The organism is Marinobacter sp. 3-2 (assembly GCF_003751355.1).
GTDB classification, from domain to species: domain Bacteria; phylum Pseudomonadota; class Gammaproteobacteria; order Pseudomonadales; family Oleiphilaceae; genus Marinobacter; species Marinobacter adhaerens.
In genome coordinates this window covers 91,250-117,698 of the sequence record NZ_RJUQ01000013.1, presented here as the reverse complement: position 1 = coordinate 117,698, position 26,449 = coordinate 91,250, and the positions used below count along the sequence as shown (strand labels likewise).

Sequence of the window (26,449 nt, the reverse complement as noted above, 5' to 3'; positions counted from 1 at the left end):
CAAGATTAGCTGCGAACGGTGCTAAAGATCGATCACAATCGGCGGGTTCAGCGGTTTGAAGCTGCCGTTACAGGTGCTGGCATTTACGTGGAGACAGTCGCCAATCTGTTCCTGGCCGTAACCCTCATGGATGTGACCGAAGATGTGTAGCTTCAGGGACAGTCTGGCGACTCGTTCAGCCAGGTCGTCGCAACCTGGTCGTATTGTGCCAGTAGGTGAATCGATCACATCCAGAATACCCGCGGGAGGCCCGTGGGTGATGAGGACATCGGTGTCTCCGGGGATGCGGGCCCAGCGCTCGGCAATGGCATCGCCCCGTTCCAGATTGAATGCCCAGTTGAAGAACACTGGCGTCCACGGGCTGCCCCAGAACTTCAGGCCGGCAAGCTCCAACGGGCTGTCCTGCAAATAATGAGCGTTACGTACCAGTTCCCGGGCCTCTGCCGGTTCGTCCTGGAAACACCAGTCGTGGTTTCCGGCAATCAGTATCTTGTTGGTATGGGGCAGCTCCGAGAACCACTGGTCCAGATCCTCGAGTTCGTCCAGTGTGCCAACCCCGAGGGAATCCCCGGCGTGAATCAGCAGGTCGCCGTCCGGAACCTGGATCTGGCGGTGCATGCTGTGGGTGTCGGAGATGCAGACAATTCTCATGGTGTTGGCGGTTCCGGTCAGTGACATTCGCGCATTTTTGTTTTGTCTAAGATAGCATTTACCGCCCGTTCAGCCTTCATGCTTTTCGAGTAATGCCATGCGATTGATACTCAGCCGAAAAGGATTTGATTCTTCTGCCGGTGGATGTCCCAGCCCGGTCCTGCCGGATGGCTCCCTGTGCGTTTTGCCTATTCCTGATACCCGGTCCCGAATCCGCTATGACGATGTGGTTTTCGACAAACGCAGGCTCGGCAAGATTGCCCGGGATCTCACCGGTGGCCGAATCCGGGGTAGTCACGGTGCCCACCTGGATCCGGATCTGATAGCGGGTGCCTACCCCCGTGGAGAAGGCTGGCGACCTCTGCTGGGTCAGACTGGCTCAGCCCAGGGACACCTTCGCAATCAGGGAGTTGAGCTGGGAGATCTGTTTCTGTTCTTCGGCGTTTTTCGCCACGCCGAAATGCATAACCGGCGCTGGCGGTTTGTACCCGGATCCCGTCCGTTCCATGCCCTCTGGGGGTGGCTTCATATCGACCGGGTTCATACTGTTGACGAACTGGGTCCGGATGCCCTGCCATGGGCCCGGTATCATCCGCACCTCCACGGCGAGCCGGATCCAGGCAATACGCTCTACACGTCCTCACTGTCGTTTCAATTGGCAGGCGGCGCAGAGGTTTGGTCCGGCAGTGGCGTGTTTCCGAAGCTTCGCGAGGAACTGGTTCTGACCGCCCCGCAGAGCCGCCTGCCCACGCGGTGGCGCCTGCCCGCCGGGTTTTATCCCGGCGATAAACGGCCTCCCCTGAGCTATCACACCAGGCCGGACAGGTGGTGCCTGGAACCGCCCTGGTGCTATCTGTCTTGTGCTGCCAGGGGGCAGGAATTCGTGCTCGATCTCGACGCTTATCCCGAGTTGACGGACTGGCTTACGGGATTGCTCAGAACTGGCCGTGGCGGCCAGCACCCTCTTTGAATTTCCTGGCCCCGGCAATGGCCTCCTCAAAGACCACCGAATAGCCTCCGGCGCCTTCGGCTTCGAGGGCTTCCGGAGTCTCCAGGTCCCATTGGTGTATAGCGGATGCACGGTCTGCCCTGAGGCACTGTTGGGGGAATCCGGCCAGGGTCATCGCAAGTTCCTGCGCGGCTTGCAGTGCAGAGCCGTCCGCCACTACCCGGTTTGCCAGGCCCATCTCCAACGCTTCCTCTGCCGCGACGGGGCGCCCGGTGAGGATCATATCCATGGCCCGGCCGTGGCCCACGATTCGGGGCAACCGCACGGTTCCGCCGTCAATGAGCGGAGCGCCCCATCGCCGGCAGAAAACGCCGAACACCGCGGACGCTTCCACTACCCGCAGGTCGCACATGAGCGCCAGTTCCAGGCCACCCGCCACCGCGTAGCCGGAAACCGCAGCAATCACCGGCTTTGAAAAGTGCATTCGGGTGGGCCCCATTGGGCCATGACCTGTGCCGTGAGGATCAATCCGGTTTCGCCGCTGTTCATCACCGATCGCTTCCAGATCGGCGCCGGCGCAGAAATTGCCTCCGGCGCCGCAGAGTATCGCCACCTTCAGGGCATCGCTCTCTTCAAATTCGGTGAACGCCCTGCGCAGAGCGTCGGCGGTTGGTCCGTCCACGGCATTGCGCCTGGCTGGCCGGTTTAGGGTGATGGTGAAAATGCCACCGTTGGCGCTGGTCAGAACTGCGTCATTGCTCATTGCTTTATCCTGCTCATTGATCTGTCCGGGTGATATTCACCTAAGATAGTAGACGAGCGAATCTCAGGGAGAAGGGAATGTATCGGTACAGTCTGGGAAACCGGCGCTGGCAGTTTGCAACGCTGGCCGAGTTAATGGCGAAGGCAACCCCCGCGCGTTCCGGTGACCGGCTGGCCGGCGTCATCGCCCATACCGCCGAGGAAAGGGTGGTGGCCCAGATGGCTCTGGCCGAGTTGCCCCTGAAGACCTTTCTGACTGAAGCCCTCGTCCCCTACGAGCAGGATGAAGTTACCCGGTTGATTCTCGATGATCACGATGTCGGGGCCTTTGAGCCGGTTTCCCACCTGAACGTGGGCGACTTCCGGAACTGGTTGCTGAGCGATCTGGCCACTCCCGAGATGCTGGTGCGTATCCGCGCCGGGATCACTCCGGAGATGGCGGCGGCTGTATGCAAGATCATGCGCAACCAGGACCTGATCCTGGTCGCGCAGAAATGCCGGGTGCAAACCGCTTTCCGAAGCACCATTGGGCTGCCGGGGCGGATGTCGACGCGGCTCCAGCCCAATCATCCCACGGATGATATAACTGGCATTGCCGCCAGCATCCTGGACGGGTTGCTGTATGGCAGCGGCGATGCGGTGATCGGAATCAATCCTGCCACGGACAACGTGGCCCAGAGTGTCCGGCTGCTGCAGTTGATGGATGAGGTGATCCGCAAGTACGAGATTCCCACCCAGTCCTGCGTACTGACCCATGTAACCAATACCCTGGAAGCCATCGAGAACCGGGCTCCGGTGGATCTGGTGTTCCAGTCCATTGGCGGCACCGAAGCCACGAACAGGAGTTTCGGATTTGATCTGGCCACCCTGGCCGAGGCCCGGGACGCAGCGCTGTCTCTTAACCGCGGCACGGTGGGTAAGAACGTGATGTATTTCGAAACCGGCCAGGGCAGCTCGCTGTCGGCCGATGCCCATCACGGTGTCGATCAGCAAACCTGCGAGGCCAGGGCGTACGCCGTGGCCCGCAAATTCGAGCCGCTTCTGGTGAATACCGTGGTCGGGTTTATCGGGCCGGAATACCTGTATGACGGCAAGGAGATCACGCGGGCCGGGCTGGAGGACCATTTCTGTGGCAAGTTGCTGGGCCTGCCAATGGGGTGTGATATCTGCTACACCAATCATGCCGAGGCCGATCAGAACGACATGGACAACCTGCTGACTTTATTGGGCGTGGCCGGCTGTAACTTCATCATGGGTATACCCGGCTCCGACGACATCATGCTGAACTATCAGACCACCTCGTTTCACGATGCCCTTTACGTTCGCCGGGTGCTCGACAAACGGCCGGCGCCGGAATTCGAACAGTGGCTCACCCGCATGCAGATTTTCCAGGATGGCGCGGGCAAGGTGCCCGCAGACGGGTTACCAGAAGCCTTCCGGAAAAGCCTGGCCAGTTTGCCCGGAGGGGTCGGATCATGACTGACCATAAGCCATCAGTAATCGCCAACCCCTGGAGCCGGCTCTCAGCCTGGACCGATGCACGGATTGGTCTTGGCCGGGCCGGTATCAGCCTGCCCACGCATGAGATGCTGGCGTTTCAGCTCGCCCATGCCCAGGCAAGGGATGCGGTCCATCTGCCACTGGATACCTCAGCGTTGATGAAGGACCTGGCCGAACTGACCGAGCGGAGAAAAGCGTTATTGCCCCATGAGCCGGTTCATCTGCAAAGTCAGGCCAGCGACCGGATAACCTACCTGCAACGCCCGGATCTCGGGCGCAGGCTCAGCCAGAAATCCTGTGAGGCGCTGGACCGCCAGGGCCACACCGGTGATTCACCGGTCGACCTGGCTCTCGTGGTCGCAGACGGCTTGTCCTCCTATGGCGTACAGGAAAACGCCGTGGGGTTTCTCGAGGCGCTGCTGGCGAATCTTGAGGCCGATGATCAGACCTGGGAACTGGCGCCCCTGATCGTTGTCTCTCAGGGACGGGTTGCGATTGGTGATGATGTCGGTAACCGGCTTAACGCCCGATGTGTTGTGGTGCTGATTGGTGAGCGCCCCGGCCTGAGTTCTCCGGACAGCCTCGGGCTTTACCTGACCTGGGCGCCGGAGCCCGGACTGACTGACGCCAGCCGAAACTGCATATCCAATATCCGCCCGGCGGGGTTGTCGTTCGAAGAGGCGAGCCGGCGGCTCGGGTATTTGCTCAGGGAGGCTCGCCGTCAGGAGGTTTCCGGCGTGCCTCTCAAGGATCGCTCGGAAGAGACGGTTATTGATCAGGGTATTGGCAACTTCCTGTTACGCTAGATGAAGCCGTTGAACCATTCAGGGTAGGAGAATTCTCTTGCAGCAAGCCGAGTACTATGAAAACGACACCACACTCGCCCAATACCTGGAATTTCACTTTGGCGAGCGGTGGCACGGAGAGGCCAACTTCCCCAAGGCGCTGGCGGATGCCGCCATGCATGCGATTGATGGCAGGCCCCTGGATCGTGCGCTGGATATTGGTTGTGCCGTGGGCCGCACCAGCCTTGAGTTGGCCCGCCATTTCCGGCACGTGGACGGCATTGATTTTTCCAGGGCGTTCGTCAACAAATGCCAGGAAGTCGCTCGCGACAGAAGGGTGCGTTATGCGCGCCCGGAGGAGGGGGAGCTGGTAACCTTTCAGGACCAGTCTCTTGCGTCCCTCGGGCTGGAGGAGGCCGCTGAGCGCGTGTCTTTTCATCAGGGCGACGCCTGCGATCTGCCATCGCAGTTCACCGGGTATGATCTGGTACTCGCAGGCAACCTGATCGACCGGTTGTACCAGCCATCGCTGTTTCTGGAGACCATCCATGAGCGGATTAACGAACTCGGGCTTCTGGTGATTGCCTCACCCTATACCTGGCTGGAAGAGTACACGCCGAAGGAACACTGGGTTGGCGGGTTCAAGAAGAACGGAGAGGATTTCTCGACATTCGACGGCCTCAAGGAGATGCTGGCGCCCCATTTCCGGCTGTTGTTTGAACCCTGGAGCCTGCCGTTTGTCATCAGGGAAACGAGAAACAAGTTCCAGCACAGCTTCTCCGAGCTGACCGTCTGGGAGAAAGTAAGCCAGTAAGGATGCGGGAATTTTGAGGATGGCCTGAAGGCTGTCATCAAACTGTCACCGGAAAAGCATAGCCTGAGAACTCATCAGGACGACATGCATTGTGTTGTGCATCTTGTGAATGCTTTAACCGGGGACTTCCCCGGTTTTTTTATGCCTGGATTAAGGGATCTGACAGGATGAGGACCATTGCGTTTTACAGTCTGAAGGGCGGTGTTGGCAAAACCGCCGCCGCCGTGAATATCGCCTATCTGGCCAGCCAGGCGGGCTATCCCACACTGCTCTGGGATCTTGACCCCCAGGGCGCCTCCAGCTGGTATCTGGCCGGGGCCGACAAAATCAAAGGGCACAAGTTATCGCAGCTGCTCAAGGGCAAGACGCCCATCGCCGAATTCATTCACGAAAGTGACTATGAAAACCTGGATTTCATCCCGTCTCACACCAGTTTCCGTAACCTCGATGTGAAGCTGGACCAGGAGGATGGCAGTAACCTGATCAAGCAGTGGCTGGCGCCACTGTCCGAGGAAACCAGCCTGGTGATACTGGATTGCCCGCCGTCGCTTTCCAGGCTTTCCGAGCAGGTGCTGAAAGCGGCAGACGAGGTGTTCGTGCCGGTGATTCCCACCTGGTTGTCCCTGAACAGCTGGAAGCAGTTGCTGGAGTTTGCGAAGGACAAGAAGCTGAAGCCAGGTAAGCTGCACCCGTTCTATTCCATGGCCGACCGGCGCAAAGGGCTGCATCGGGAGCTGATCAACGCGCAGGATGAGATTTTACCCAAAGGCCTGAAAACCATCATTCCGAACGCCAGCGTGGTGGAGAAGATGGGCGAAGAGGGCACGCCGGTAGAGCTGCTCGCGCCCAGCTCCGTTGCCGCCGATGCCTATCGCAGGCTGTGGAAAGAGATCAATCGCCTGCTCTGAGGCCCTCATCGCATGCGCTCAGGATCGGGCGAGCTTGTCCCTCCGCAGGGAGCGCTCTAGTCGGCGGTGGCTCTCACTGCGTTCTGAGAGTACTTGCTGAACGTACTGGATGTGCTTGCCGGCCAGTTCCCGGGCTTCCTCGGCCTTGCCTTCAGTGATGGCTTCGTACAGCATCCGGTGCTGTTCCACCAGACCCTGCCGGGTCTCCGCCTCTCTTCGATACATGCCGCCGATGTTGGTAACCACGTTGCTTTTCAGCATGTTGAACAGGTTTCGAATGGTGTGCAGGAGAATCACGTTATGGCTCGCCTCGGCAATCGCCAGGTGGAACCGGGCATCGGCTGCCCCTTCGGCTTCCAGGTCCCGGTTCCTGTCGCTGCCATAGCAGGCTTGCAGTGCCTCGTAAGCGGTTTTCAGGTGAGCCTTGTCGACCTCTGTCGCTCGCAAGGCTGCGTAATAGGCGCAGTCCGCCTCCAGTGTGCGGCGAAATTCCAGTAGATCCCTTTGTGCGTCTGGCCGGTTTTCAAGCAGAGGAATCAGCGGATCGCTGAAACTGCCGCCGAGGGACTCAGTGACATAGTTCCCTCCGCCCTGGCGGCTGATCAGCAGGCCTTTGGCGGTCAGCCGCTGAATGGCCTCCCGCAGGGAAGGGCGGGACACGCCGAACTGCTCCGACAATACCCGTTCCGGGGGCAGCCGCTCGCCCGGTTGCAGGGTGCCTTCCAGAATCATGGTTTCCAGCTGTTCCACGATGGTGTCCGCGAGTCTGCGTGGGGCGATCTGTCCGACGTCCATAAGAACGAATTTCCTGTCCAGGAATTTATTGGTAATACCAATACCACAGGGCGCGATTTAGGCCAAGCCCCGGTGTATCTGCGATGGTTAGACTGAAGTCTGCTGCGGAAAACTTTGACATCAGCAAGCGGTCTCGAATACCTTGGTTATTATTTTATGTCAATTGGTATTACCAATTTTCAGTTTGTCTGTCTGAGACTGTCTTGAGGCGCAATCAATGAGTCAGCTGTTTTACGATGCCGCTCCCAATGCCACCCGGGTATCGCCCGAGCGGGAAGCCGACCGGCATTACCCGGAGAAGCCGGAAGCGGTCACTCTGTTCGGTACCTGCGTGGTGGATCTGTTCTTTCCTGAGGCCGGGCTGGATGCCATTCGCCTGCTGGAGCGGGAAGGTGTTCGCGTGCATTTCCCCCAGGAGCAGAGCTGTTGCGGGCAGCCCGCCTGGACTTCCGGATATCGGGATGAGGCCAAGGCAGTGGCCCGCGCCCAGCTGGATATCCTCGATCGATCGGGTTTGCCGGTCGTGGTGCCGTCCGGCTCCTGTGCCGGGATGTTCCGGCACCATTACCCGGCGTTGTTTGCCGATGAGCCGGACACGCTCAAGCGGGTAGAAGCGCTCGCCGAGCGCACCTTCGAGCTGACCGAGTTCCTGCTGAAAGTCTGCCGGGTGCAGCTGGCAGACCGGGGCGCGCCCAGCAAGATTGCACTGCACACCTCCTGCTCCGCGCGCCGGGAAATGAACACCCACCTCCATGCTCGCGAGCTTCTGAAACAGCTTGGAGCGGTCGAGCGCGTTGATCACGACCATGAAAGCGAATGCTGCGGGTTTGGCGGCACCTTCTCGGTGCGAATGCCGGAAGTTTCAGGGGCCATGGTTAAAGACAAGACCCGTTCACTGATCGACTCCGGCGCGGTTGAAATGGTGACCGCTGACGGCGGCTGCCTGATGAACATCAACGGGTCGCTGGAGAAACAGAAAGAGAGCTTCCGGGGCCGGCACCTGGCCAGTTTCCTCTGGGAGCGTACCAACGGCGCCAACGCGGGGGAGGTGGCATGAGTCAGCGTATTCCGGTTACCGAGCTGACCCCGGACTTCCGGGGCCGCGCCGAAGAGGCTCTTGCGGACGGTCAGCTGCGCAACAATTTCCGTGTGGCCATGGACTCGCTGATGACCAAGCGGGCCAACGCCTTTCCAGATGCCGACGAGCGTGAAGGCCTGAGGGAACTGGGTAACCGGATCAAGGCCGGTGCCCTTTCCCGTCTGCCGGATTTGCTGGAGCAGCTTGAACAGAAGCTCACTGAAAACGGTGTCAAAGTCCACTGGGCGGAGACCGTCGAGGAAGCCAACAGCCTGGTGCATGGCATCATCGAAACCCGCAAGGGCAGCCAGGTGGTGAAAGGCAAGTCCATGGTCAGCGAAGAAATGGAGATGAACGACTACCTGGCGGAGCGGGGCGTCGAGTGCCTGGAATCCGACATGGGGGAATACATTGTTCAGCTCGACAACGAAAAGCCCTCCCACATCATTATGCCGGCGATCCACAAGAACGCGCGGCAGGTGTCCAAGCTGTTCCACGACAAACTGGGCGAGCCGGAGACCGAAGACGTTAACCAGCTGATCCAGATTGGTCGCCGGACCCTACGCCGTAAATTCATGGAAGCGGATGTGGGTGTTTCCGGAGTGAACTTCGCCATCGCCGAAACCGGCACCTTGCTGCTGGTGGAAAACGAAGGCAACGGGCGCATGAGCACGACCGCGCCGCCCGTGCACATTGCGGTAACAGGCATTGAAAAAGTGGTTGCGAACCTGAGGGACGTGGTGCCCCTGGTGTCCCTGCTGACGCGCTCGGCCCTCGGCCAGCCCATTACCACCTACGTGAACCTGATCTCCGGCCCCCGTAAGCCCGACGAGCTGGATGGTCCGGAAGAGGTGCACCTGGTGCTGCTGGATAACGGCCGCACCGGCGCTTTTGCCGATGCCCAGATGCGCCAGACCCTGAACTGCATCCGCTGCGGCGCCTGCATGAACCACTGCCCGGTTTATACCCGGGTGGGCGGCCACACCTACGGTGAGGTCTACCCAGGCCCGATTGGCAAGATCATCACGCCGCACATGGCCGGCCTGGACAAGGTGCCGGACCACCCCAGTGCTTCCTCTCTGTGCGGAGCCTGCGGCGAGGTCTGCCCGGTCAAGATTCCCATTCCTGAACTTCTGCAGCGCCTACGTCAGGAGAACGTGAAAAACCCGGAGCAACCGCAGCAGGTGAAAGGAGGCGGCGCCAAATATTCCCGGACGGAACGGTGGATCTGGCGTGGTTGGCAGATGCTGAATACCCGGCCGGCGCTGTATCGCAGTTTTCTCTGGGCCGCGACCCGCTTCCGGGCGCTGGCTCCGAACAAGGCCGGCCCCTGGACCGAGAATCACAGTGCGCCGGTGCCCGCCCGCCGCTCCTTGCATGATCTGGCGGCCCGGCACCTTGACCAGAACGGAGGTCGGCCATCATGAGCGCCCGCGCGAACATCCTTGGCAAATTGAGAAACAGCCTCGCCGGCACGACGCCCCGCCCCGACGAGTTCGACGAGCGGCTGGTTACGGCCCCCTGGCGGTACGCGCCGGAAGACCGGATCGACCGGTTGCGTAGCTTGATGGAAGCGGTCCACACTGAAGTGCATCCGTGCCGGTCTGACAACTGGCCGGAATTGGTGGCCGAACTTCTGAACAAACGCAACCTCACCAACCTGTTGTGCGCCCCGTCGAGAGAACATGGCCGGGCGCTGCAGGCATACTTCGAGGCCACGGAGCAGAAGGTCGAGTTATTGGCCTACGATCAGCCGGTGGAAGCCTGGAAAGAAGAGCTGTTCTGGAACGTGGAGGTCAGCCTGACCGGCACCCTTGGCGGTATTGCCGCCACCGGCACGCTCGTGCTCTGGCCGGACCGCAATGAACCGCGGCTGATGAGCCTGGTGCCGCCGGTACATATTGCCCTGCTCAAGGCCAGCGAGATTCACGACAATCTGTATGACATGATGGTGGCTCAGGACTGGGCGGCCGGGCTGCCAACAAATGTTCTGCTGGTGTCTGGCCCGTCCAAGACCGCGGACATCGAACAGGTGCTGGCCTATGGCGCCCACGGCCCCCGTGAGCTCATTGTGCTGGTTCTGGAGGATGCATGACTTTTACCCCGGAAGTGTTGGCCGATATCCGGCAACGGATTCCCGAAAACCGGGTCTTTAACGATCCGGTGTCCACCCTTGCGTTCGGAACCGACGCCAGTTTCTACCGCCTGATCCCAAAGGTGGTGGTGCGGGTTCAGGATGAAGCAGAGGTTGTCGATCTCCTGGCCATCGCCCGCCGCCACAAGGTCCCGGTGACCTTCCGGGCCGCCGGTACCAGCCTTTCCGGACAGGCGATCAGTGATTCGATCCTGATTGTTCTGGGCGATCAGTGGAACGGCCACGACATCCGGGAAGAAGGCCGCCAGATTCGTCTGCAACCGGGTGTGATCGGCGCTCAGGCGAATGCCTGGTTAGCACCCAAGGGCTTCAAGATCGGACCGGATCCTGCGTCCATCAACGCCTGCAAGATTGGCGGCATTGTTGCGAACAATGCCAGCGGTATGTGCTGTGGCACCGCCCAGAACAGCTACCACACGCTGGCCGGTATGCGGCTGGTGCTGGCCGACGGGGCAGTGCTGGATACCGAGGATCCGGCAAGCGTTTCGGCGTTTCGCGACAGCCACGGTGATCTGTTGGCGGCCCTGAAAAAGCTGGCCATCAATACCCGGGAGAATCCCGAGCTGGCAGAGCGCATTCGGCACAAATACCGCCTGAAAAACACCACCGGCCTGTCCCTGAACGCCCTGGTGGATTTTACCTGTCCACTCGACATCCTGACGCACCTGATGGTGGGCTCCGAAGGCACGCTGGGTTTCGTCAGCGCGGTAACCTACAACACCGTTCCCGAATATCCTGACAAAGCCACGGCCCTGTTGGTGTTCCAAGATGCGGAGAGCTGCTGCCGGGCAGCGTCGGCACTGCGCTCTCAGCCTGTGGCGGCGGTGGAACTGCTGGATCGACGCAGCCTTCGTTCGGTGCAGGACAAGCCGGGCCTGCCGGACTGGATTCATGATCTGTCGGAAAGCGCCTGCGCGCTGCTTGTGGAGACCCGGGCGTCGTCTTCGCAGGTTCTGGATGAGCAGCTGACCCGGATCAGGGCGTGCCTCGCTGAATTCCCGCTTGAGCAGCGGGTGGATTTCACCCGCGACGCCAAAGTGTCTGATCAGATGTGGGCCATTCGTAAGGGTACTTTCCCTGCCGTGGGGGCAGTCAGGCCGAACGGCACCACCGTGATCATCGAGGATGTGACCTTCCCGATTGATCAGCTATCCGAGGGGGTCACCCGCCTCCAGTCGCTGTTCGTCAAGCATGGTTATGACGACGCGATCATCTTTGGCCACGCCCTTGAAGGAAACCTGCACTTTGTGTTCCCCCAGGGCTTCGACGACCCCGCGGAAGTCGCTCGCTACGAAGCTTTCATGCAGGATGTGGCACAACTCGTTGCCGTGGAATTCGGCGGTTCTCTGAAAGCGGAACATGGCACCGGTCGCAACATGGCGCCCTTCGTAGAACTGGAATGGGGGCATGATGCCTGGCAGTTGATGTGGCAGATAAAGCGGCTGCTGGACCCGGAGAACCTGCTCAACCCGGATGTGGTGCTCTCGGAAGATCCCCAGATCCACCTCAAGAATCTGAAGCCTCTTCCGGAGGCGGATCCGCTGGTGGACAAGTGCATCGAATGTGGCTTCTGTGAGCCGGTGTGTCCGTCTGAAGGGCTGACACTGTCGCCCCGTCAGCGCATCGTGATCTGGCGGGACATCCAGGCCCGCCGCCGCGTCGGTGAAGATACTGCCGAGCTGGAAAAGGCCTACCAGTATCACGGTCTGGATACCTGTGCCGCGACCGGTCTCTGTGCCCAGCGATGCCCGGTCGGTATCAATACCGGCGATCTGGTACGCAAGCTGCGCAGTGAAAAGGCCAACGGTCAATCCGTGGCAAATCAGTTGGCAAAGCATTTTGCCGGCGCCTTGAAAGCCACCCGTTTTGTGCTGGCCAGCGCATCAATGGCCGAAAGACTGTTGGGTGCGCCACTGCTGACCCAGCTCAGTGGCGGCGTTCGAAAGGTGTCTGGTGGTCGGGTCGCCCAGTGGGATCCGAGTCTGCCCCAGCCGGTGCGGTTTGTTTCACCGAGCGCGCCGGAACCGTCCGATGGCCGGCCCCGGGTGGTGTATCTGGCGGCCTGTGTGTCCCGGACCATGGGCCCGGCGCGGGGCGATAAGGCGCAGGAACCGCTGATCGAAGTGACCCGGCGGCTGCTGGAGAAGGGCGGTTACCAGGTGGTGTATCCGGAGGCCCTGGACAGCTTGTGTTGTGGCCAGCCATTTGCCTCCAAGGGCTATCCGGAGCAGGCGGCGACCAAGAAAGATGAGCTGATTTCGGCGCTGTTGCGGGCCAGCCGGAATGGCGTTGATCCGATCTACTGCGACACCAGCCCCTGCACACTGCAGATCCGCGAAGCCGCCGAAGAAGCCGGCCTGACGCTGTTTGATCCTGTCCGGTTCATTCGGGATCATCTCTACGAGCGTCTGGACTTCGAGCCGGAGCAGACCCCGCTGGCGGTGCACGTCACCTGCAGCACCCAGCACCTTGGGGAGTCGCAGGGACTGATCGATATCGCCCGGCGGTGCAGCACCCAGGTGGTGGTGCCCGAGGGTATCCACTGCTGTGGCTTTGCCGGCGACAAGGGCTTCAATGTGCCCGAGCTGAATGCCCATTCTCTGAAGACACTGGCAGAGCAGACGGCCGGCTGCGAGGAAGGAATATCCACCAGCCGAACCTGCGAAATCGGGCTCAGCCGGCACAGCGGTATCGACTATCACGGCCTCGTGTATCTGGTTGACCGGGTCACGAGGCCGCGAGCAACTGCCTAGCGGTTATTTCATCTCGAAGCCGCATTTGCGCAGGAAGTCGCGCATGTGCGGTCGCAGTTTCGAGGTGAACAGCGGCTTGAGCTGCTCGGACCAGGTAGTGTCCTTGTTGCCACCGGTGCGTTCCCGATAGTACTCGTTCATGGTGCGATCGAACCCGGCGACCAGCTCCTCGTCCCGTGCATCGGAATAGTAATCTTCCCTGAGAATCGCCTCCACCGGCAGGCGTGGCTTCACCTCCGGGTTCTGGTCCGGGTAGCCCAGGCACATACCGAACACCGGATAGACATGTTCGGGAAGCCGGAGAATTTCGCTAATGTCCGCGGGGTTGTTGCGTATGCCCCCGATATAGCACAGACCCAGCCCCTCTGATTCCGCGGCGATGGCCACGTTCTGGGCCATCAGGCTGGTGTCGATGGTGGCAACCAGAAGCTGCTCAGTCATCCCCCGCACCACGTCTGCCCCGGCCCTTCCGGCGGCATCGGTAGAGCGCCGCATGTCGGCACAGAACACCAGAAAGTCCGAGCAATCGGCGATGTAGTCCTGTCCGCCCGCGAGTTCGGCGATTTTCCGGCGGTTGTCCGGATCAATCACGTGAATGATTGAATACGCCTGCACGTGGTTCGAGGTGGCGGCGCACTGGCCGGCGCGGATCAACTCCCGGAGCAGGTCCTCAGGAATTTTCTTGCCGGTAAATTTGCGTATCGAACGATGGGATTTCAGAAGGTCTATGGTCGGATTCATGGAATCTCGCAGTGAGTGCATGGATGTCGAGTCAATCTGTGACAATTATCATACCAAACGCTACATGGCACGTGCGCAGGCCTGGGCGGGAAGCTGATACCCTGACGAATCCCATTGTATAGCCTGGAACGCTGTGCCTTTATGGATCTGAACATGCACCTGCCAACGCTGCTGGTCACTTCGATCATGATTAACCTCCTGATCGGCGGCATGCTCTGGGCAATCTACCATCTTCGCCACCGTGAACGTTGTTTCCTGCTCTGGGCACTGGCCTGTCTTACTTTTGTGGCGGGCACGGCGTTAGCGGTAGTTAATGAGATAACCGAAGCGCCCGGGCTCATGCAGTTTACGGTTCATCTGGCGCTTGGCGGGTCTCCCTTGTTGCTCCTCGCAGGGATACATGCCCTGATGCAGTTGCCCATGGCTGGCACCCGAGGTTCCTCCCGTTTTTTGTACGGAGCGTCTCTACTCTATCTGTTCGGTTTGGTTGTGAGTACAGGATGGGATCCGGTGGCTGCCAGATTCCTGACGGCACTGTTCTCGGCACTGGTCTTTAGCCTGGCGATCTATCGTCTGGCTTACATTGAACGCAAACCGCGGCTGCCGCTGCGGATCCTGCAAACGCTGTTCGGCATCCACGGTACCCTCATGATGGCCCAGGTACTGGTGATTGCGGTCTCCGTGACAGGAAGTGCCCCGCTGGATCTGCACGGGCTGCTGAAACTGATTCTGGTGAACCACCTGTTGCTGGTGAGCGCGACGGCCATGGCGCTTCCGTTGCTGGCATTTACCCGTGCCGAACAGGCCCTGGTCGCGCTGGCAGAGCGAGACGGCCTTACTCAACTGTTCAATCGACGGGCCTTTTACCGGGAGGGTAATCTGGCGTTTGAAAAGGCGCGGGAAGACGGCTCACTGATCACCGTTCTCATGATCGACCTCGATCACTTCAAGCTGATCAATGACCGCTGGGGGCACGCCACCGGTGACGAGGTGTTGAGGGTTGTGGCAAGCCTGATGAAAGCCGAGCTTCGGGATGACGACATCATTGGTCGCGTTGGAGGTGAAGAGTTTGCGGCCGTGCTTCGTAATAACAACCGCGAGGCGATTGAAGCGGTAACCGGGCGTCTGTTGGAACGAATTGTCGAGGCCGGTCGCGAGGTTGACGGTGTTCCGATCCACCTGTCTGCCAGTATCGGAGGCGCCGCTCTTACACGGGGGCATGCCGCCTTTCAGGACGTCATGGCCTCAGCAGACAGGGCGCTCTACCAGGCCAAGGACAATGGCCGCAATCGGGCCGAATTCGTAACGGCGTCAGCAGCCGCGAAATCCTGACGCCCTTTTGGCCAGAAACGCCGACACGCCCTCGGCAAAATCCTCGGTTCGGGTCATTTCAAGGAAGGCCGCGCGCTCTGCCTCCAGATGGGCGGCCAACCGGTCACCGTTGGCAAGATCGATCAGTCGGCGAAAGGCACCGAAGGCCCGAGTCGGTCCCTTGGCGACTTTTTCGATCATACGGTTCACCCGGCTCTCGAATTCGCTGGCCGGGACGACCTCGTTGACCATTCCCCAGTCTTTTGCTTCGCCGGCATTCAAGGTGCGTCCCAGCAACATCAGCTCCGCCGCCCGACCAGCGCCCAACTTATGGGCCAGGGCCCAGCTGCCGCCGCAATCCGGAACCGCGCCAATACCGTTGTAGGCGACCAGAAATTTCGCGTCTTCCTCGGCGATCACCAGATCGGACATCAGCGTGAGACTGAGCCCTGCGCCGGCGGCGACGCCCCTGACCGCAGCGATAACCGGTGCGTCTATGCTGCGAAGTAGCAGGATAGCGGGATTGACGGCATCCAGGATCGCGCCTATCGCTTTGCCTGCCTGCTCTGACGTTCCGGCCATGCTGGACACGTCTCCGCCGGCCATGAACGCTCGCCCTGCGCCTGCCAGGACAATGCACCGAACGCCGGAAAGGTTATTGATATGCTCGACTGCCGCAAGAAAGGCCTCTGCGAGGGCCACGTTAATGGCGTTCAGGGCTTCGGGGCGATTAAAGGTCAACCTGGCTACCCCTGTTCCGGCATCAAAAGCGGTGGTTACCAGCGTGTCTGTCATGATGAATCGCCCTCCCTGTTCGGCAGGTCTGAAGATCAGAAACCTGCGTAATGATGATGGTTGTCGTTCGGGTATCAGGATAGAGCGGTTTGCCTAATGTTGCCTGAATGGACTACTTTAAATCTGGATCGGGGTTAACCCCGACGACAAGAAAAAACAAAAATTACAATCATCTTCGGGCGTGAGATGGGTATCGGCAGGGCGTGTTCACGTGCCTGAGTACCCGGCGCCAGGGGTGCCGGGAGGTATAGTGAGCATCCTTGAGATCAGTAACCTGTCTCTGTCGTTTGGTGGTGTGAAGGCGCTGCAGGACGTGAGCTTCCGGGTGCCTGAAAACACGGTAACAACCATTATCGGCCCGAACGGCGCCGGCAAAACATCGCTGTTCAACTGCATCTCCGGCTTCTACAAACCCCAGCAGGGCACCATCCGCTATCAGGGGCAGCCGCTGCCGGGCAGTATCAAGCCGCCGAAACGGGCAGCATTGGGCCTTGCCCGAACCTTCCAGAACATTGCCCTGTTCCGGGGTATGACCGTCCTGGACAACATCAAGCTGGGCGCCCACGTGCACATGAAGAGCGGACTGCTCAGTGCGCTGGCCTATTTTGGCCCGGCCCGGCGTGAGGAAATGGCCGTCCGTAAGGATGTGGAAGAGCGGATCATCGATTTCCTCGAGATAGACCACATCCGTCGTCAGCCGGTTGCGAGCCTTTCCTACGGCCTTCAGAAGCGGGTTGAGCTGGCCCGGGCGCTGGCCATGCAGCCGAAAGTCTTGATGCTGGATGAGCCGGTGGCGGGTATGAACCGGGAGGAAAAGGAAGACATGGCCCGCTTCATTCTCGATATTCGGGAAGAGTGGGGTGTCACCGTGCTGATGGTGGAGCACGACATGGGCATGGTCATGGATATTTCCGATCACATCGCGGTGCTCAACTTTGGTCAGGTCATCACTGAAGGCCTGCCTGCGGACGTTCAGAACAACCCCGAGGTTATCAAGGCTTACTTAGGCAACAGTGATATCGAGAGCCTTCGCAAAAAGCTCAATGCCGAGGGGGAGGCCGCCTGATGGATTGGTTGTTCTTCGGCGAAATCAGCCTGGCAGGCCTTGCCATGGGCGGCCTTTACGCCCTCATCGCCCTGGGCTTTGTGATCATCTATAAAGCGACGAGGGTGATCAATTTCGCCATCGGCGAGATCATGATGTTCGCGGCCTACCTGTTCCTGGCGTTTGCCGGTGGCATGGAAATGTCGCCCTGGATTGCCCTTCCGCTGGCTGTCATCGGCGGCAGTATTCTCGGTGGCGTCATTGAAAAGACCATGATCCGGCCGATGCTGGGCGAGTCGCCGATTTCAGTGGTGATGGTGACCATCGGGATTGCGAGCATCCTGGTGGGTCTGGTGGAGTTCATCTGGACGGCGGATCCGCAGTTGCTACCCAATTTCCTGCCTCGCGAGCCGGTGTTTATCGGCGAGCTGTATCTGGCCCCGAAAATTGCCTACGGCTTTCTTATCGGGTCGGCCCTTCTTATTGTCTACCTGCTGTATTTCCGGTTCTCCCGGGGTGGCGTGGCCCTGCGAGCCACCGCCTCAGATCAGGCGGCAGCCTATTCCATGGGCATCAATGTGCGCCGGGTGTTCAACATGGCGTGGGTGTTTGGCTCTCTTGCGGCATCCCTGGCAGGTGTGCTGGTGGCGGCCACCGGAGGCCTCAGCCCGCAGTTCGGGATCATTGGCCTGAGTGTTCTTGTGGTGGTGATCGTAGGCGGCCTGGACAGTATTCTCGGCGCCCTGGTGGCCGGCGTGTTCATCGGCTGGCTGGAGACGGTAGCTGGCGCCTATCTGGGCGGTGAATACCGGATGCCGGCAACTTTCCTGGTGCTGGCGATCATCCTGGTGATCCGCCCCTACGGCCTGTTCGGCACCCACGAAATAGAGCGAGTTTAAGATGCGCATCGGTGACGCAAAACAGAGCTACGAGGCCGATGAGGCAATCTGGACAAGCCAGACCCAGAAATTGTGGCTGGGGTTCTTCCTGCTGATCTTGCTGGTATTCCCTTTTTTGGTGGACTCCTATCTTCTCTACCTGGGGTGCCTGGTCGGCATAGCGGTGATCAGTACTACCGGCCTTAACATCCTGACCGGTTTCACCGGACTGATTTCCCTGGGGCAGGCCGGGTTTATGGGTGTGGGCGCCTACACCGTTGCCTGGCTGTCGATTAACACCGCATTGCCTTTCCCGGTGACCCTGGTACTGGCCGGCCTCATGGCAGCTGCAGTCGGAATCCTGGTGGGTCTGCCCTCACTTCGCGTCAAAGGTTTGTATCTGGCCATCGCGACTCTGGCGGCCAGCGTGTTCCTGCATTTCATCTTTGCCGAGTGGGAGTCGGTAACCGGAGGTATGGGCGGCCTCAGCCTGGAGCCGGCGCACCTGTTCGGACTGACCTTCCAGAGCGATTTCATGATGTATTTCATCATTGTGCCCCTGGCGGTGCTGATGGTTCTGGCAGCCCGAAACGTGTTCAGAACCCGGATTGGCCGGGCCTTTATCGCCATTCGTGACCGGGATATTTCCGCCGAGATCCTGGGCATTAACCTGCTGCGTTACAAGCTGATGTCGTTTGCGCTCAGCTCGTTCTATGCCGGGATCGCCGGCGGCCTGTTCGCCTATTTCTATCGGGTGGTCACGCCAGAGAGCTTTCCGCTTTCCATGTCCATTTTCTATCTGGCGGCCGTGATTGTCGGCGGTATGGGGAACTTGCTGGGAGGCATTCTTGGCGCCGCCTTCATGACCCTGGTGCCGGAAGCCCTGAAGCTGCTGACCGCCGCGCTGACGCCTTTCTATCCGAATGCGCCGGTGTTCATGTCGCCGATGCTGGAAATCATCTTTGGCGCGCTGATCGTGGGCTTCCTGATTTTCGAACCCCACGGTTTGGCGGAGATCTGGCACCGGATCCGTCGCTTCTTCCGCCTGTGGCCGTTCAGGAATTAATCGTGTTTCAACGGGTTCGCTACCTGGGACCCATGCACCACCAACAACAAGAAGCAGCAAGGAGAAGAAACATGTTCAGAAACATCCTCGAAAAAGGTCGCCGGCTTGCCGGGCTTGGTAGCCTGGTCGCTGCACTGACCGTTGCTGCCCCGGCGATGGCTCAGGATAAAGAGCCCATCGTGTTCGGTGGCTCCATACCGCTTTCCGGTGTCTTTGCCTTTGCCGGTATTCACCTCCATGCCGGTCTCACCGACTACACCGATTGGATCAACAGCCAGGGCGGCATCAATGGTCACCCCGTGGAATACGTCATGGAAGACACTGCCTATGAGGTGGACCGTTCGGTCGCGGCTTTCAAGAAGATCTCCGGCAGCAGCTCGCCGGCCACCTATTACGGCGACAGCACCGGTTTCATGAAGGCCATCGCCTCGGAGCTCAACAGCCAGGGCAACACGCTTATGAGCGGCGCGTCCTTCGCTACCGTGCTGACCGACAACGAAACCTATCCGTACCAGTTCATTCCGGGGCCGAACTACAGCCAGATGTTCGGCATCATCCTCGAGTACATCGCATCCCAGGGTGAAGGCGGCGATATGCCGAACGTGGCGTTTGTCTACAGCGATACCGAATTTGGCAAGGACCCGATCGAGAATGGCAAGGCCCGCGCTGCCGAGTTGGGCATCGAAGTGGTGGAAGAAATTGTCACCAAGCCCGGCAGTGTCGACGTCTCTGCCGAGGTGCTGAAACTGCGTCGGGTGCGCCCCGATTACGTGGTCTTCCACGGTTATGTGCTGTCACCGATCAACGAATTCATGGTGCAGATGCGCCAGATGGGCCTGGATACCCAGTTCATGGGTACTTTCTGGTCCTCCGACAAGCTGATCATCGACAAGATGGGCGCGGATGCCGACGGCTACATGGGCGTCATGCCCTACAACTACTACGACAGTGAGGAAAGTGGCCCGATGCTGGATGCCCTGAGGGCCCAGGCCGAGAAGAGTGATCCGGAGGCCGGTTACCGTCCCACCGGGTATATCCAGGGCTGGTTCAACGCCATGGTCTGGACCGAAGTGATCAAGCGCACCCTGGATGCCGGCAAGGAGCTGAACGCGGACAACATGGCAGAGGCCCTGGCCTCCATAGAGGACTGGGACACCGGCGGTATCATCGGGATTCCGGTCACCGTGCGGGACATGTCTTTCCCGGTAGGCCGTATCTGGCGGGTGAACGCTGACAAAGGCCGCTATGAGCCGGTGTCGGACTGGATCCACCTCGACTGAGGGGCTGTATGGAAGCCTTACTGGAAATCGATAATATCGAGGTGGTCTACAACAAGTCAGTGCAGGTCCTTCGGGGCCTGTCACTGCGGGTGCCGAAGGGGGCCATTGTGGCGCTCCTCGGCTCCAACGGTGCTGGTAAATCCACCACCCTCAAAAGCGTCTCGGGGCTGCTGACCCTGGAAGACGGAGAGGTCACGGCCGGCGAAGTACGCTTCAGGGGCAAGGATGTAAAAGGCGTTCCGCCGGAGCGGCTTGTGCGCGACGGACTCTTTCATGTCATGGAAGGCCGCCGAGTGTTCGAGGACCTCACGGTTGAGGAGAACCTGATTGCCGCCACCTATGCGCTCAGTGGCAGTAAGCCGTCCCTGAGTGACAGCTATGAGCTGGTTTATAACTATTTCCCGAGACTGAAGGAGCGCCGCAAGCAGTTGGCCGGTTACCTCTCCGGCGGCGAGCAGCAGATGTTGGCCCTGGGTCGGGCGCTGATTGCACAGCCGGATCTGATCATGCTCGATGAGCCCTCCCTCGGTCTGGCGCCGCTGCTGGTGGAAGAGATCTTTACCATCGTGGCCAGAATCAACCGGGAACAGGGGACTGCCATTCTTCTGGTGGAACAGAATGCCGCGGTGTCACTGGCGATTGCGTCCTACGGTTACATCATGGAAAACGGCAAGATCGTGATCGACGGCCCGGCAGACAAACTCACGGCCAATGAAGATGTTCAGGAATTCTATCTGGGTGTGGGTGGCAAGGAAGGTGAGGCCCGCAGTTATCGAGACATCAAGCACTACAAACGCCGTAAACGGTGGCTGTCATGACAACGCCTTCCATCCCTGACCTCACGCTGACACAGATGCTCCGGGCCCACGCCCGGGAGCGGCCGGACGCCCTGGCCCTGCGCCAGAAGGACTTCGGTATCTGGCAGGCCTATTCCTGGCAGGATTATTACCGGCGGGCCCGGCACTTCGGGCTGGGGCTGCGTGCCATGGGGCTCGAACCGGGTGGCCACGTGGCCATTATCTCGGAAAACCGGGCGGAGTGGGTCATCGGCCAGATGGGCATCGGCCTGGTGCAGGGCATCTGTGTCGGGGTCTATCCCACCAGTCCCTGGAACGAGGTGGCCTATGTCCTGGAGCACAGCGACGCGGAATTTGTGATCTGCGAAGATCAGGAACAGACCGACAAGGTGCTGGAGGCCTGGCCAGATTTGCCCAAACTGAAGCACTGCATTGCCATTGATATGAAGGGCCTGCGCTATTACCCGGAGCCGCCGTCGGCATTCGAGGATATCGAGGCCAGGGGCCGGGAATTCGAAACGCAGCATCCCAACCTGGTGGATGAATTGCTGGACAGCCAGAAAATGGATGACACCGCCCTGATGATCTATACCTCCGGGTCCACCGGCCGACCCAAGGGGGCAATGATCAGTTGGCACAACCTGCACGCCGCGGCGCCGGGGCTGATTGAGCTGTTGCAGGCGGACGAACACGGCTCCAGCCTTTCCTATCTGCCGCTTTGCCACGTGGCAGAGCAGGCCTTTACCAACATTGCACCGGTCTATGTAGGCAGTACGGTCAGCTTCGGCGAGAGCCTGCGGACCATTCAGGAGGATTTGCGGGAGATTGCGCCAACCTTTTTCCTGGGGGTGCCGAGGATATGGGAGAAACTGCACTCGTCCATCTACATCAAGATTCAGGAGACCGGGCGCTTGCGGCAGGCGTTGTTCAACTGGGCGATCCGGGTCTGTTCGCCTATGGCCACGAAACCCCGCGCAGACTGGAACCTGAAGGAAAAATGCCTGTATGGCATCAGCTACTGGCTGGTGTTGCGCGCCTTGCAGAATTTTATCGGCCTGCGCCGATGCAGCATTGCGCTCACCGGGGCAGCCCCTATATCAACCGGCATACTGGAGTTCTTCCGGACCATCGGGATTCCCCTGGTTGAAGTATATGGCCAGACGGAAAGCACCGGCGTTGCCACGGCGCAACCCGTTGATGACGTGCGCCTGGGAACGGTGGGTGTGGCTGTGTCCGGGGTGGAGGTAACGCTTGGCGAGCACAACGAGATCATCATGCGCGGTGGCAGCATGTTCAAGGGGTATTACAAGAACGACGAGGCCACGGCTTCAACTTTGAAGGATGGCTGGCTGCACACCGGCGACGTGGGTGAATGGCGGGATGGCCAGCTAAAGATCGTCGACCGTCTGAAAGACATCATGATCACCGCCGGCGGCAAGAATCTTTCACCAACGGAGATCGAAAACACCATCAAGGCCAGTCCCTATATCAAGGAATGCATTGTGATCGGTGAGGCCAGAAAATACGTGTCTGCGCTGATCCAGATTGATTTCGATACGGTAGCCAAGTGGGCAGAGCAGGAGCGTATTGCCTACACCACCTTCCGGAGCCTGACCGAGCAGCCTCAGGTGAATGAACTCATCCAGGCAGAAGTGAACAAGGGCAACGACCAGCTACCACAGGTGGCGCAGATCAAACGCTTCCACTTGCTGACCAAGGAACTGGACCACGACGATGACGAGGTAACGGCGACCATGAAAGTCCGCCGGAGCAATATCTACGAGAAATATACCGAGGTGATCGAGTCGCTATACGCCTGACAGCGAGGCGTCTAGAAACGGGCGCCTTCTTCCACCCGGATTCGTTCCATGTACTGGGTCAGGGCGGCGTTAATCAGTGCCAGAACCAGGAACAGCAGGATACCCTTGGGCACCAGGGCGTGAATTTCCGGGTTGGGCGCGGTGCTGGCGGTGACCAGGATCAGGCCCAGAATGTTGCGGGCCAGGCGCATGGTGAGCATGGCGCACAGATACCCGGACTGGAAAGCCGATTCTGCCCCCCTGAGCAGACGGCCGAAGGCCGGCATCAGGTGCACGGTGTTAAACAACAGGACAGAAAAAATAACTAATTGAAGAACACTGTAAATGGTCATGACCAGAGACTACCCAACGACAACAGTACTGGTTGAAAAACGGTCGAAATTATCCCTGATTGGACAGATTTAATCCAGTTCATGCCCGTGCCGGCTAATAACTGCTGTTCAGAAGGTCGTGGTAGTCACTCCGAAATCTCTGGAAACTCAGATAGTTATTCCTGTGGTCTACCAGATTTGCCGAATTGAATGCTTCCACAAAGGCCCGGGACTCTCCGGTGCTGATCTCACCATAGAATCCGCCATCCCAGTCAAGCACCTGCACCATTTCCAGTAATACCGTCATCGCGAGGGCGCCATTGGCCTTTTCCAGGTAGCGGTAGGCCAGCCCGTAATGCTCGAACCGATAGGGGAAGTTTGCAGTGTCACCGGGAGTCACATCCCAGAGAGGATCGTAGTCATAGTGCTGATAGACCTCTGCAATTGGCTCTCCTGCCACAGCAACGGCCTGTCCCTCTGCAAACCAATAAGGCAGCAGACTGTAACTGGCGTCATACCGTGACAGGTTTTGCTGGACGAAATGGGCCAGGTCGTGGGCGACGATGTTTCCTGTCTCGTAGGGCCACTGGCCGTAGTAAGGGTTGAACGCCACGGCGGCCATCGAGGCAGACACGAACTCGCTGTGCGGCACCTCGGGGCTGAGGCAGCCGATCACCTGGCGGGGATAGGCAACTGCGGCGCTGCGGTCCTGGACAAACTCGGACCAGCGCAACTGGAACCGGGCCAGTACGCCGTCGATTCGGCGCTCAAGCTCTGAAGCCACGGCCCGGAACGAGGTTTCACTGTAGGCCGGCGAGCCATAGACCCGCACCCGACCGCTATGGGTTTCGAAATACAGAGGTTCATTTTGGCATGCTTCGGTATAGCGGGTGAGTGACCAGGGACTCGTAGGGTAGTGCCTGCCAGTATCCCGTGCGTCGTAGAAAAGCCCGGAGACGAAGGCCCCGGAATCCGGGTAATGGTGACTGTCAGAGGTGGTGACCTTGCACCCGGTCAATGCGAGCAAGAGAACACCGAGTATCAGCATGGCTTTGCTGGTTACCATAAACGACTCCGAATCGATCCTGTTATTCAGGATCATCGCAGGGTTTTCGGGAAGGCTCCGTCAACGGGGTGTAAAAATCAGGTAAAGCGAGCTAGCGTGTTGATAGATATGGATGAGAGGGAACGGATACATGGATTACATCGCTCCTGTCAGCAGCGCCATCATGGCGATCGTCTGGATTGTCTACTTCCAGCTGTTTTTCCTACAGTACAAACGAAATAACCGCCCATACCTTGTTATTCACCACGCTCAGAACGAAAACCCGGATGCCCTGTGTCTGCTGGTGAACATGGGCAAGGAAACGGTGCACGTGCAGTGCGTTCAGGTGGTTCTCTACACCCGCGCGGGCGAAGAGAAAATTATGACGGTGACCGAGTATCGTCGTGTCGGCGCGGATGATGCCAACGTGCATCAGGTGCTGCGCCAGGGCCCGTTACAGCCCGGTGGGTATCTGGTGCTGGGCTCGTTCAGGAACATCATCCTGGGACGTCGCAGTGAAGAAAGCGAAAGCGATTACCTGTTCGAGGATATCACCGGCGTTGAAATCCGGGCCGCCGTGATCCACGGGCCCACGAAGTATCCGGTGGGTGTGCGGCGCAGCTTTTCTCTGAGTCATGAAGGAAGGCCCGAGATCTTTCCCCGCAACATTCACAGCGAGCAGCTGGTGCGCCGGAAAGATCGACACCAGGTGAGACGCTGGGTTGAAGAGGAATTGCAGCCCGAGCGCAAGGGCAGTTCGGAATCTGACGACTCGGACCAATCCGGACCAGAAAAGTAAGAGTGGCTCAGAGTAACATTATGACTATTGGAATTTTCGGTCAGTACGCCCCGCGGATCAGATCAATCCCTGGCGTCAAAACCTCACGCCACGCAGCATCCAGTTCAGGTGAGTATTCCGGGTCATGCAGGCGGACGGTTTTCAGGAGCGAATCCAGCCAGAGGGAATACCACTCGGGCTTGATGTCGTAATGTGAGCGGCTATGACTTTCACCAAGTGCCTTAAGTTTTCTGTCAGACATTCCGCGAGCATGCAGGATCAATTGCATGATGCCGTTGCGTAGCAGGTGGCGTTGAGCGGCCATATCCGTTTTTACAAAACGTTCCCTGATAATGTTCGAGCTGGCCATGAAGAAGTCGTAAAAGTCGACAAAGAAAGCATCCCGGTTGCAGCAGCGTCCGTAACTCTGAAAGACGAGGTCCGTTTTGTTCATTTGCAGTAAGTGTCCTTGCTTGATCTGTCGGTGATGAAAGCGAGGCGGGAGGATACTCGGCACGATGAGCACTTTCAGTTGAAATTTGTTACTGGTTTTCCGAAATAACTGTCGCTGAATCAGTCATATAGCTGGTCTACGGGTTGCGTTTCCGCTCCTAGTTCTTGAGGATGTGGTTAAACACTCGCCATTAAAGCAATGGAGGCATTTATGTCACTGAAAGACGAACTGATCAAAAAGGCCGAAACCCAGCTGGAAGAATGGGAAAAGCAAGCCGATTCCCTGAAAGCCAAGGCCAAAGCCAAAGAAGCCGAAGCCGAGAACGAGAAGGCGAGCGCAGATATTCAGCAGAGCACGTCCGATGCCTTGCGTTCGGTTGAGAATAAAATTTCGGATGGCCGAAAAAAACTGGACGAACTCAAGCAGAGCGGTGAAGACAACATCGACAGCCTGCGCGAGCGGCTTTCCGACCTGATTGGCCCTGACAACAAGCGCTAGGCCGCCTAGCTAAGGAACGGCAGGCTGCGTCTACTGAAACTGGGTGTAGCAGCGCTGTCGTTTGGTTTGCCAGCCCCGCCACTGGGGCTCGCGGTGATGGAGCCGGTAACGTTCCATTACCGCCATGAACCTGCCCATGTAATCGCATTGACCCGAAGCCGGCAACCACTCATCGGGGCCACGTCCATCCCTCAATATCCTGTCAGTCTGACTCATTCTGATCTGGTTCTCCGGGTCTTCCAGAAACCGCTCCTTCATCGAGGGTGTCCACTGATCAGCGCCCAGCTCTTCGGCAAATACCAGAGGTACAACGTGGGTCTTCGCCAGGTTTTCCGAAGCAGCCGGTTGCTCCCTTGTCGCCGCCGCCAACACAATCAGAATCGCTGCAATGAACAGGGCCAGCTTGGTGTCTTTCATGACTCACCTTGCTCGTGGGTTAGCTACACCAAAACCTACGAGCAGGTTGGGCAAAGGGCTTAC

The 26,449-nt window shown here is 59.1% G+C and carries 27 protein-coding genes; 18 read left to right on the top strand and 9 right to left on the bottom strand.

Annotation, left to right across the window (positions count from 1 at the left end):
• Positions 1–21 precede the first annotated feature (21 nt).
• Positions 22–678, bottom strand: a complete 657-nt coding sequence (locus tag EDB94_RS07965; RefSeq protein ID WP_108018043.1) for a metallophosphatase domain-containing protein — start codon at positions 676–678, stop codon at positions 22–24.
• A gap of 70 nt (positions 679–748) precedes the next feature.
• Between EDB94_RS07965 and EDB94_RS20695 the strand changes: the two genes are divergently transcribed.
• Positions 749–1,621 (top strand): hypothetical protein, encoded by an 873-nt coding sequence (locus EDB94_RS20695; protein ID WP_181259021.1) that lies wholly within the window; start codon positions 749–751, stop codon positions 1,619–1,621.
• Here the strand turns inward: EDB94_RS20695 and EDB94_RS07950 are convergent.
• Positions 1,587–2,363 (bottom strand): crotonase/enoyl-CoA hydratase family protein, encoded by a 777-nt coding sequence (locus EDB94_RS07950; RefSeq protein WP_108018040.1) that lies wholly within the window; start codon positions 2,361–2,363, stop codon positions 1,587–1,589. The two genes, EDB94_RS20695 and EDB94_RS07950, sit on opposite strands and share 35 nt — an antisense overlap.
• A gap of 77 nt (positions 2,364–2,440) precedes the next feature.
• Between EDB94_RS07950 and EDB94_RS07945 the strand changes: the two genes are divergently transcribed.
• The 4 genes from EDB94_RS07945 to EDB94_RS07930 all read left to right on the top strand — a co-directional run bounded on the left by EDB94_RS07945 (position 2,441) and on the right by EDB94_RS07930 (position 6,369).
• Complete coding sequence (locus EDB94_RS07945; protein ID WP_108018039.1) at positions 2,441–3,841, top strand: ethanolamine ammonia-lyase subunit EutB; 1,401 nt, start codon at positions 2,441–2,443, stop codon at positions 3,839–3,841.
• Positions 3,838–4,668 carry an ethanolamine ammonia-lyase subunit EutC gene (eutC, locus tag EDB94_RS07940; protein WP_108018038.1) on the top strand — a complete coding sequence of 277 codons (831 nt, stop codon included), beginning with the start codon at positions 3,838–3,840 and terminating at the stop codon, positions 4,666–4,668. Before EDB94_RS07945 ends, eutC begins: the two co-directional genes overlap by 4 nt.
• A 37-nt stretch (positions 4,669–4,705) precedes the next feature.
• A complete protein-coding gene (locus EDB94_RS07935; RefSeq protein WP_108018037.1) occupies positions 4,706–5,461 on the top strand; it encodes a putative 4-mercaptohistidine N1-methyltransferase in 756 nt (251 codons plus the stop codon).
• A gap of 167 nt (positions 5,462–5,628) precedes the next feature.
• Positions 5,629–6,369 carry a ParA family protein gene (locus EDB94_RS07930; RefSeq protein ID WP_108018036.1) on the top strand — a complete coding sequence of 247 codons (741 nt, stop codon included), beginning with the start codon at positions 5,629–5,631 and terminating at the stop codon, positions 6,367–6,369.
• 18 nt (positions 6,370–6,387) lie between these two features.
• Here EDB94_RS07930 and EDB94_RS07925 read toward each other — a convergent pair whose 3' ends face one another.
• On the bottom strand, positions 6,388–7,164 hold the full coding sequence (locus EDB94_RS07925) for an FCD domain-containing protein (RefSeq protein ID WP_108018035.1): 777 nt from the start codon (positions 7,162–7,164) through the stop codon (positions 6,388–6,390).
• A gap of 217 nt (positions 7,165–7,381) precedes the next feature.
• On the opposite strand from EDB94_RS07925, the gene EDB94_RS07920 reads away from it, so the two are divergent.
• Genes EDB94_RS07920 through EDB94_RS07905 form a run of 4 tightly spaced genes read left to right on the top strand, consistent with a single transcriptional unit; the run spans position 7,382 to position 13,150 of the window.
• Complete coding sequence (locus tag EDB94_RS07920) at positions 7,382–8,221, top strand: (Fe-S)-binding protein (RefSeq protein WP_108018034.1); 840 nt, start codon at positions 7,382–7,384, stop codon at positions 8,219–8,221.
• Positions 8,218–9,669 (top strand): LutB/LldF family L-lactate oxidation iron-sulfur protein, encoded by a 1,452-nt coding sequence (locus EDB94_RS07915; protein ID WP_108018033.1) that lies wholly within the window; start codon positions 8,218–8,220, stop codon positions 9,667–9,669. Before EDB94_RS07920 ends, EDB94_RS07915 begins: the two co-directional genes overlap by 4 nt.
• A complete protein-coding gene (locus EDB94_RS07910) occupies positions 9,666–10,337 on the top strand; it encodes a lactate utilization protein C (protein ID WP_108018032.1) in 672 nt (223 codons plus the stop codon). Before EDB94_RS07915 ends, EDB94_RS07910 begins: the two co-directional genes overlap by 4 nt.
• Positions 10,334–13,150: an FAD-binding and (Fe-S)-binding domain-containing protein gene (locus EDB94_RS07905; RefSeq protein ID WP_108018031.1), complete on the top strand. Its 2,817-nt coding sequence runs from the start codon at positions 10,334–10,336 to the stop codon at positions 13,148–13,150. The genes EDB94_RS07910 and EDB94_RS07905 overlap by 4 nt, the downstream gene beginning before the upstream one ends.
• Before the next feature lie 3 nt (positions 13,151–13,153).
• Here EDB94_RS07905 and nfsA read toward each other — a convergent pair whose 3' ends face one another.
• The gene (gene nfsA / locus EDB94_RS07900) at positions 13,154–13,891 is read right to left on the bottom strand and encodes an oxygen-insensitive NADPH nitroreductase (RefSeq protein WP_053113821.1); all 738 of its coding nucleotides are present in this window, start codon (positions 13,889–13,891) and stop codon (positions 13,154–13,156) included.
• 141 nt (positions 13,892–14,032) lie between these two features.
• On the opposite strand from nfsA, the gene EDB94_RS07895 reads away from it, so the two are divergent.
• On the top strand, positions 14,033–15,223 hold the full coding sequence (locus EDB94_RS07895) for a diguanylate cyclase (RefSeq protein WP_108018030.1): 1,191 nt from the start codon (positions 14,033–14,035) through the stop codon (positions 15,221–15,223).
• Here the strand turns inward: EDB94_RS07895 and EDB94_RS07890 are convergent.
• Positions 15,203–15,997 carry an enoyl-CoA hydratase/isomerase family protein gene (locus EDB94_RS07890; RefSeq protein WP_108018029.1) on the bottom strand — a complete coding sequence of 265 codons (795 nt, stop codon included), beginning with the start codon at positions 15,995–15,997 and terminating at the stop codon, positions 15,203–15,205. The genes EDB94_RS07895 and EDB94_RS07890 overlap by 21 nt on opposite strands.
• Before the next feature lie 250 nt (positions 15,998–16,247).
• Between EDB94_RS07890 and EDB94_RS07885 the strand changes: the two genes are divergently transcribed.
• The 6 genes from EDB94_RS07885 to EDB94_RS07860 all read left to right on the top strand — a co-directional run bounded on the left by EDB94_RS07885 (position 16,248) and on the right by EDB94_RS07860 (position 22,883).
• Positions 16,248–17,063: an ABC transporter ATP-binding protein gene (locus EDB94_RS07885; RefSeq protein ID WP_104270507.1), complete on the top strand. Its 816-nt coding sequence runs from the start codon at positions 16,248–16,250 to the stop codon at positions 17,061–17,063.
• On the top strand, positions 17,063–17,941 hold the full coding sequence (locus EDB94_RS07880; protein ID WP_014579204.1) for a branched-chain amino acid ABC transporter permease: 879 nt from the start codon (positions 17,063–17,065) through the stop codon (positions 17,939–17,941). The genes EDB94_RS07885 and EDB94_RS07880 overlap by 1 nt, the downstream gene beginning before the upstream one ends.
• Position 17,942: 1 nt before the next feature.
• On the top strand, positions 17,943–18,986 hold the full coding sequence (locus EDB94_RS07875) for a branched-chain amino acid ABC transporter permease (protein ID WP_108018028.1): 1,044 nt from the start codon (positions 17,943–17,945) through the stop codon (positions 18,984–18,986).
• Between the two features lie 71 nt (positions 18,987–19,057).
• Complete coding sequence (locus tag EDB94_RS07870) at positions 19,058–20,266, top strand: ABC transporter substrate-binding protein (protein ID WP_062783026.1); 1,209 nt, start codon at positions 19,058–19,060, stop codon at positions 20,264–20,266.
• Between the two features lie 8 nt (positions 20,267–20,274).
• A complete protein-coding gene (locus EDB94_RS07865) occupies positions 20,275–21,084 on the top strand; it encodes an ABC transporter ATP-binding protein (protein WP_014579207.1) in 810 nt (269 codons plus the stop codon).
• The gene (locus tag EDB94_RS07860) at positions 21,081–22,883 is read left to right on the top strand and encodes a long-chain fatty acid--CoA ligase (RefSeq protein ID WP_108018027.1); all 1,803 of its coding nucleotides are present in this window, start codon (positions 21,081–21,083) and stop codon (positions 22,881–22,883) included. The genes EDB94_RS07865 and EDB94_RS07860 overlap by 4 nt, the downstream gene beginning before the upstream one ends.
• A gap of 11 nt (positions 22,884–22,894) precedes the next feature.
• Here the strand turns inward: EDB94_RS07860 and EDB94_RS07855 are convergent, their stop codons facing one another.
• Positions 22,895–23,215: a hypothetical protein gene (locus EDB94_RS07855; RefSeq protein ID WP_014579209.1), complete on the bottom strand. Its 321-nt coding sequence runs from the start codon at positions 23,213–23,215 to the stop codon at positions 22,895–22,897.
• Positions 23,216–23,309: 94 nt separating this feature from the next.
• On the bottom strand, positions 23,310–24,260 hold the full coding sequence (locus tag EDB94_RS07850) for a hypothetical protein (RefSeq protein WP_146162201.1): 951 nt from the start codon (positions 24,258–24,260) through the stop codon (positions 23,310–23,312).
• Positions 24,261–24,390: 130 nt separating this feature from the next.
• Here EDB94_RS07850 and EDB94_RS07845 point away from each other — a divergent pair, with 130 nt between their 5' ends.
• Positions 24,391–25,038 carry a hypothetical protein gene (locus EDB94_RS07845; protein WP_108018025.1) on the top strand — a complete coding sequence of 216 codons (648 nt, stop codon included), beginning with the start codon at positions 24,391–24,393 and terminating at the stop codon, positions 25,036–25,038.
• Positions 25,039–25,078: 40 nt separating this feature from the next.
• On the opposite strand, the gene EDB94_RS07840 is transcribed toward EDB94_RS07845, so the two are convergent.
• Positions 25,079–25,471, bottom strand: coding sequence for a globin domain-containing protein (locus tag EDB94_RS07840; protein ID WP_108018024.1), 393 nt, complete (start codon positions 25,469–25,471; stop codon positions 25,079–25,081).
• 210 nt (positions 25,472–25,681) lie between these two features.
• Between EDB94_RS07840 and EDB94_RS07835 the strand changes: the two genes are divergently transcribed.
• Positions 25,682–25,969, top strand: coding sequence for a hypothetical protein (locus EDB94_RS07835; protein WP_041645974.1), 288 nt, complete (start codon positions 25,682–25,684; stop codon positions 25,967–25,969).
• 30 nt (positions 25,970–25,999) lie between these two features.
• Here EDB94_RS07835 and EDB94_RS07830 read toward each other — a convergent pair whose 3' ends face one another.
• A complete protein-coding gene (locus EDB94_RS07830; RefSeq protein WP_108018023.1) occupies positions 26,000–26,386 on the bottom strand; it encodes a hypothetical protein in 387 nt (128 codons plus the stop codon).
• Positions 26,387–26,449 lie beyond the last annotated feature (63 nt).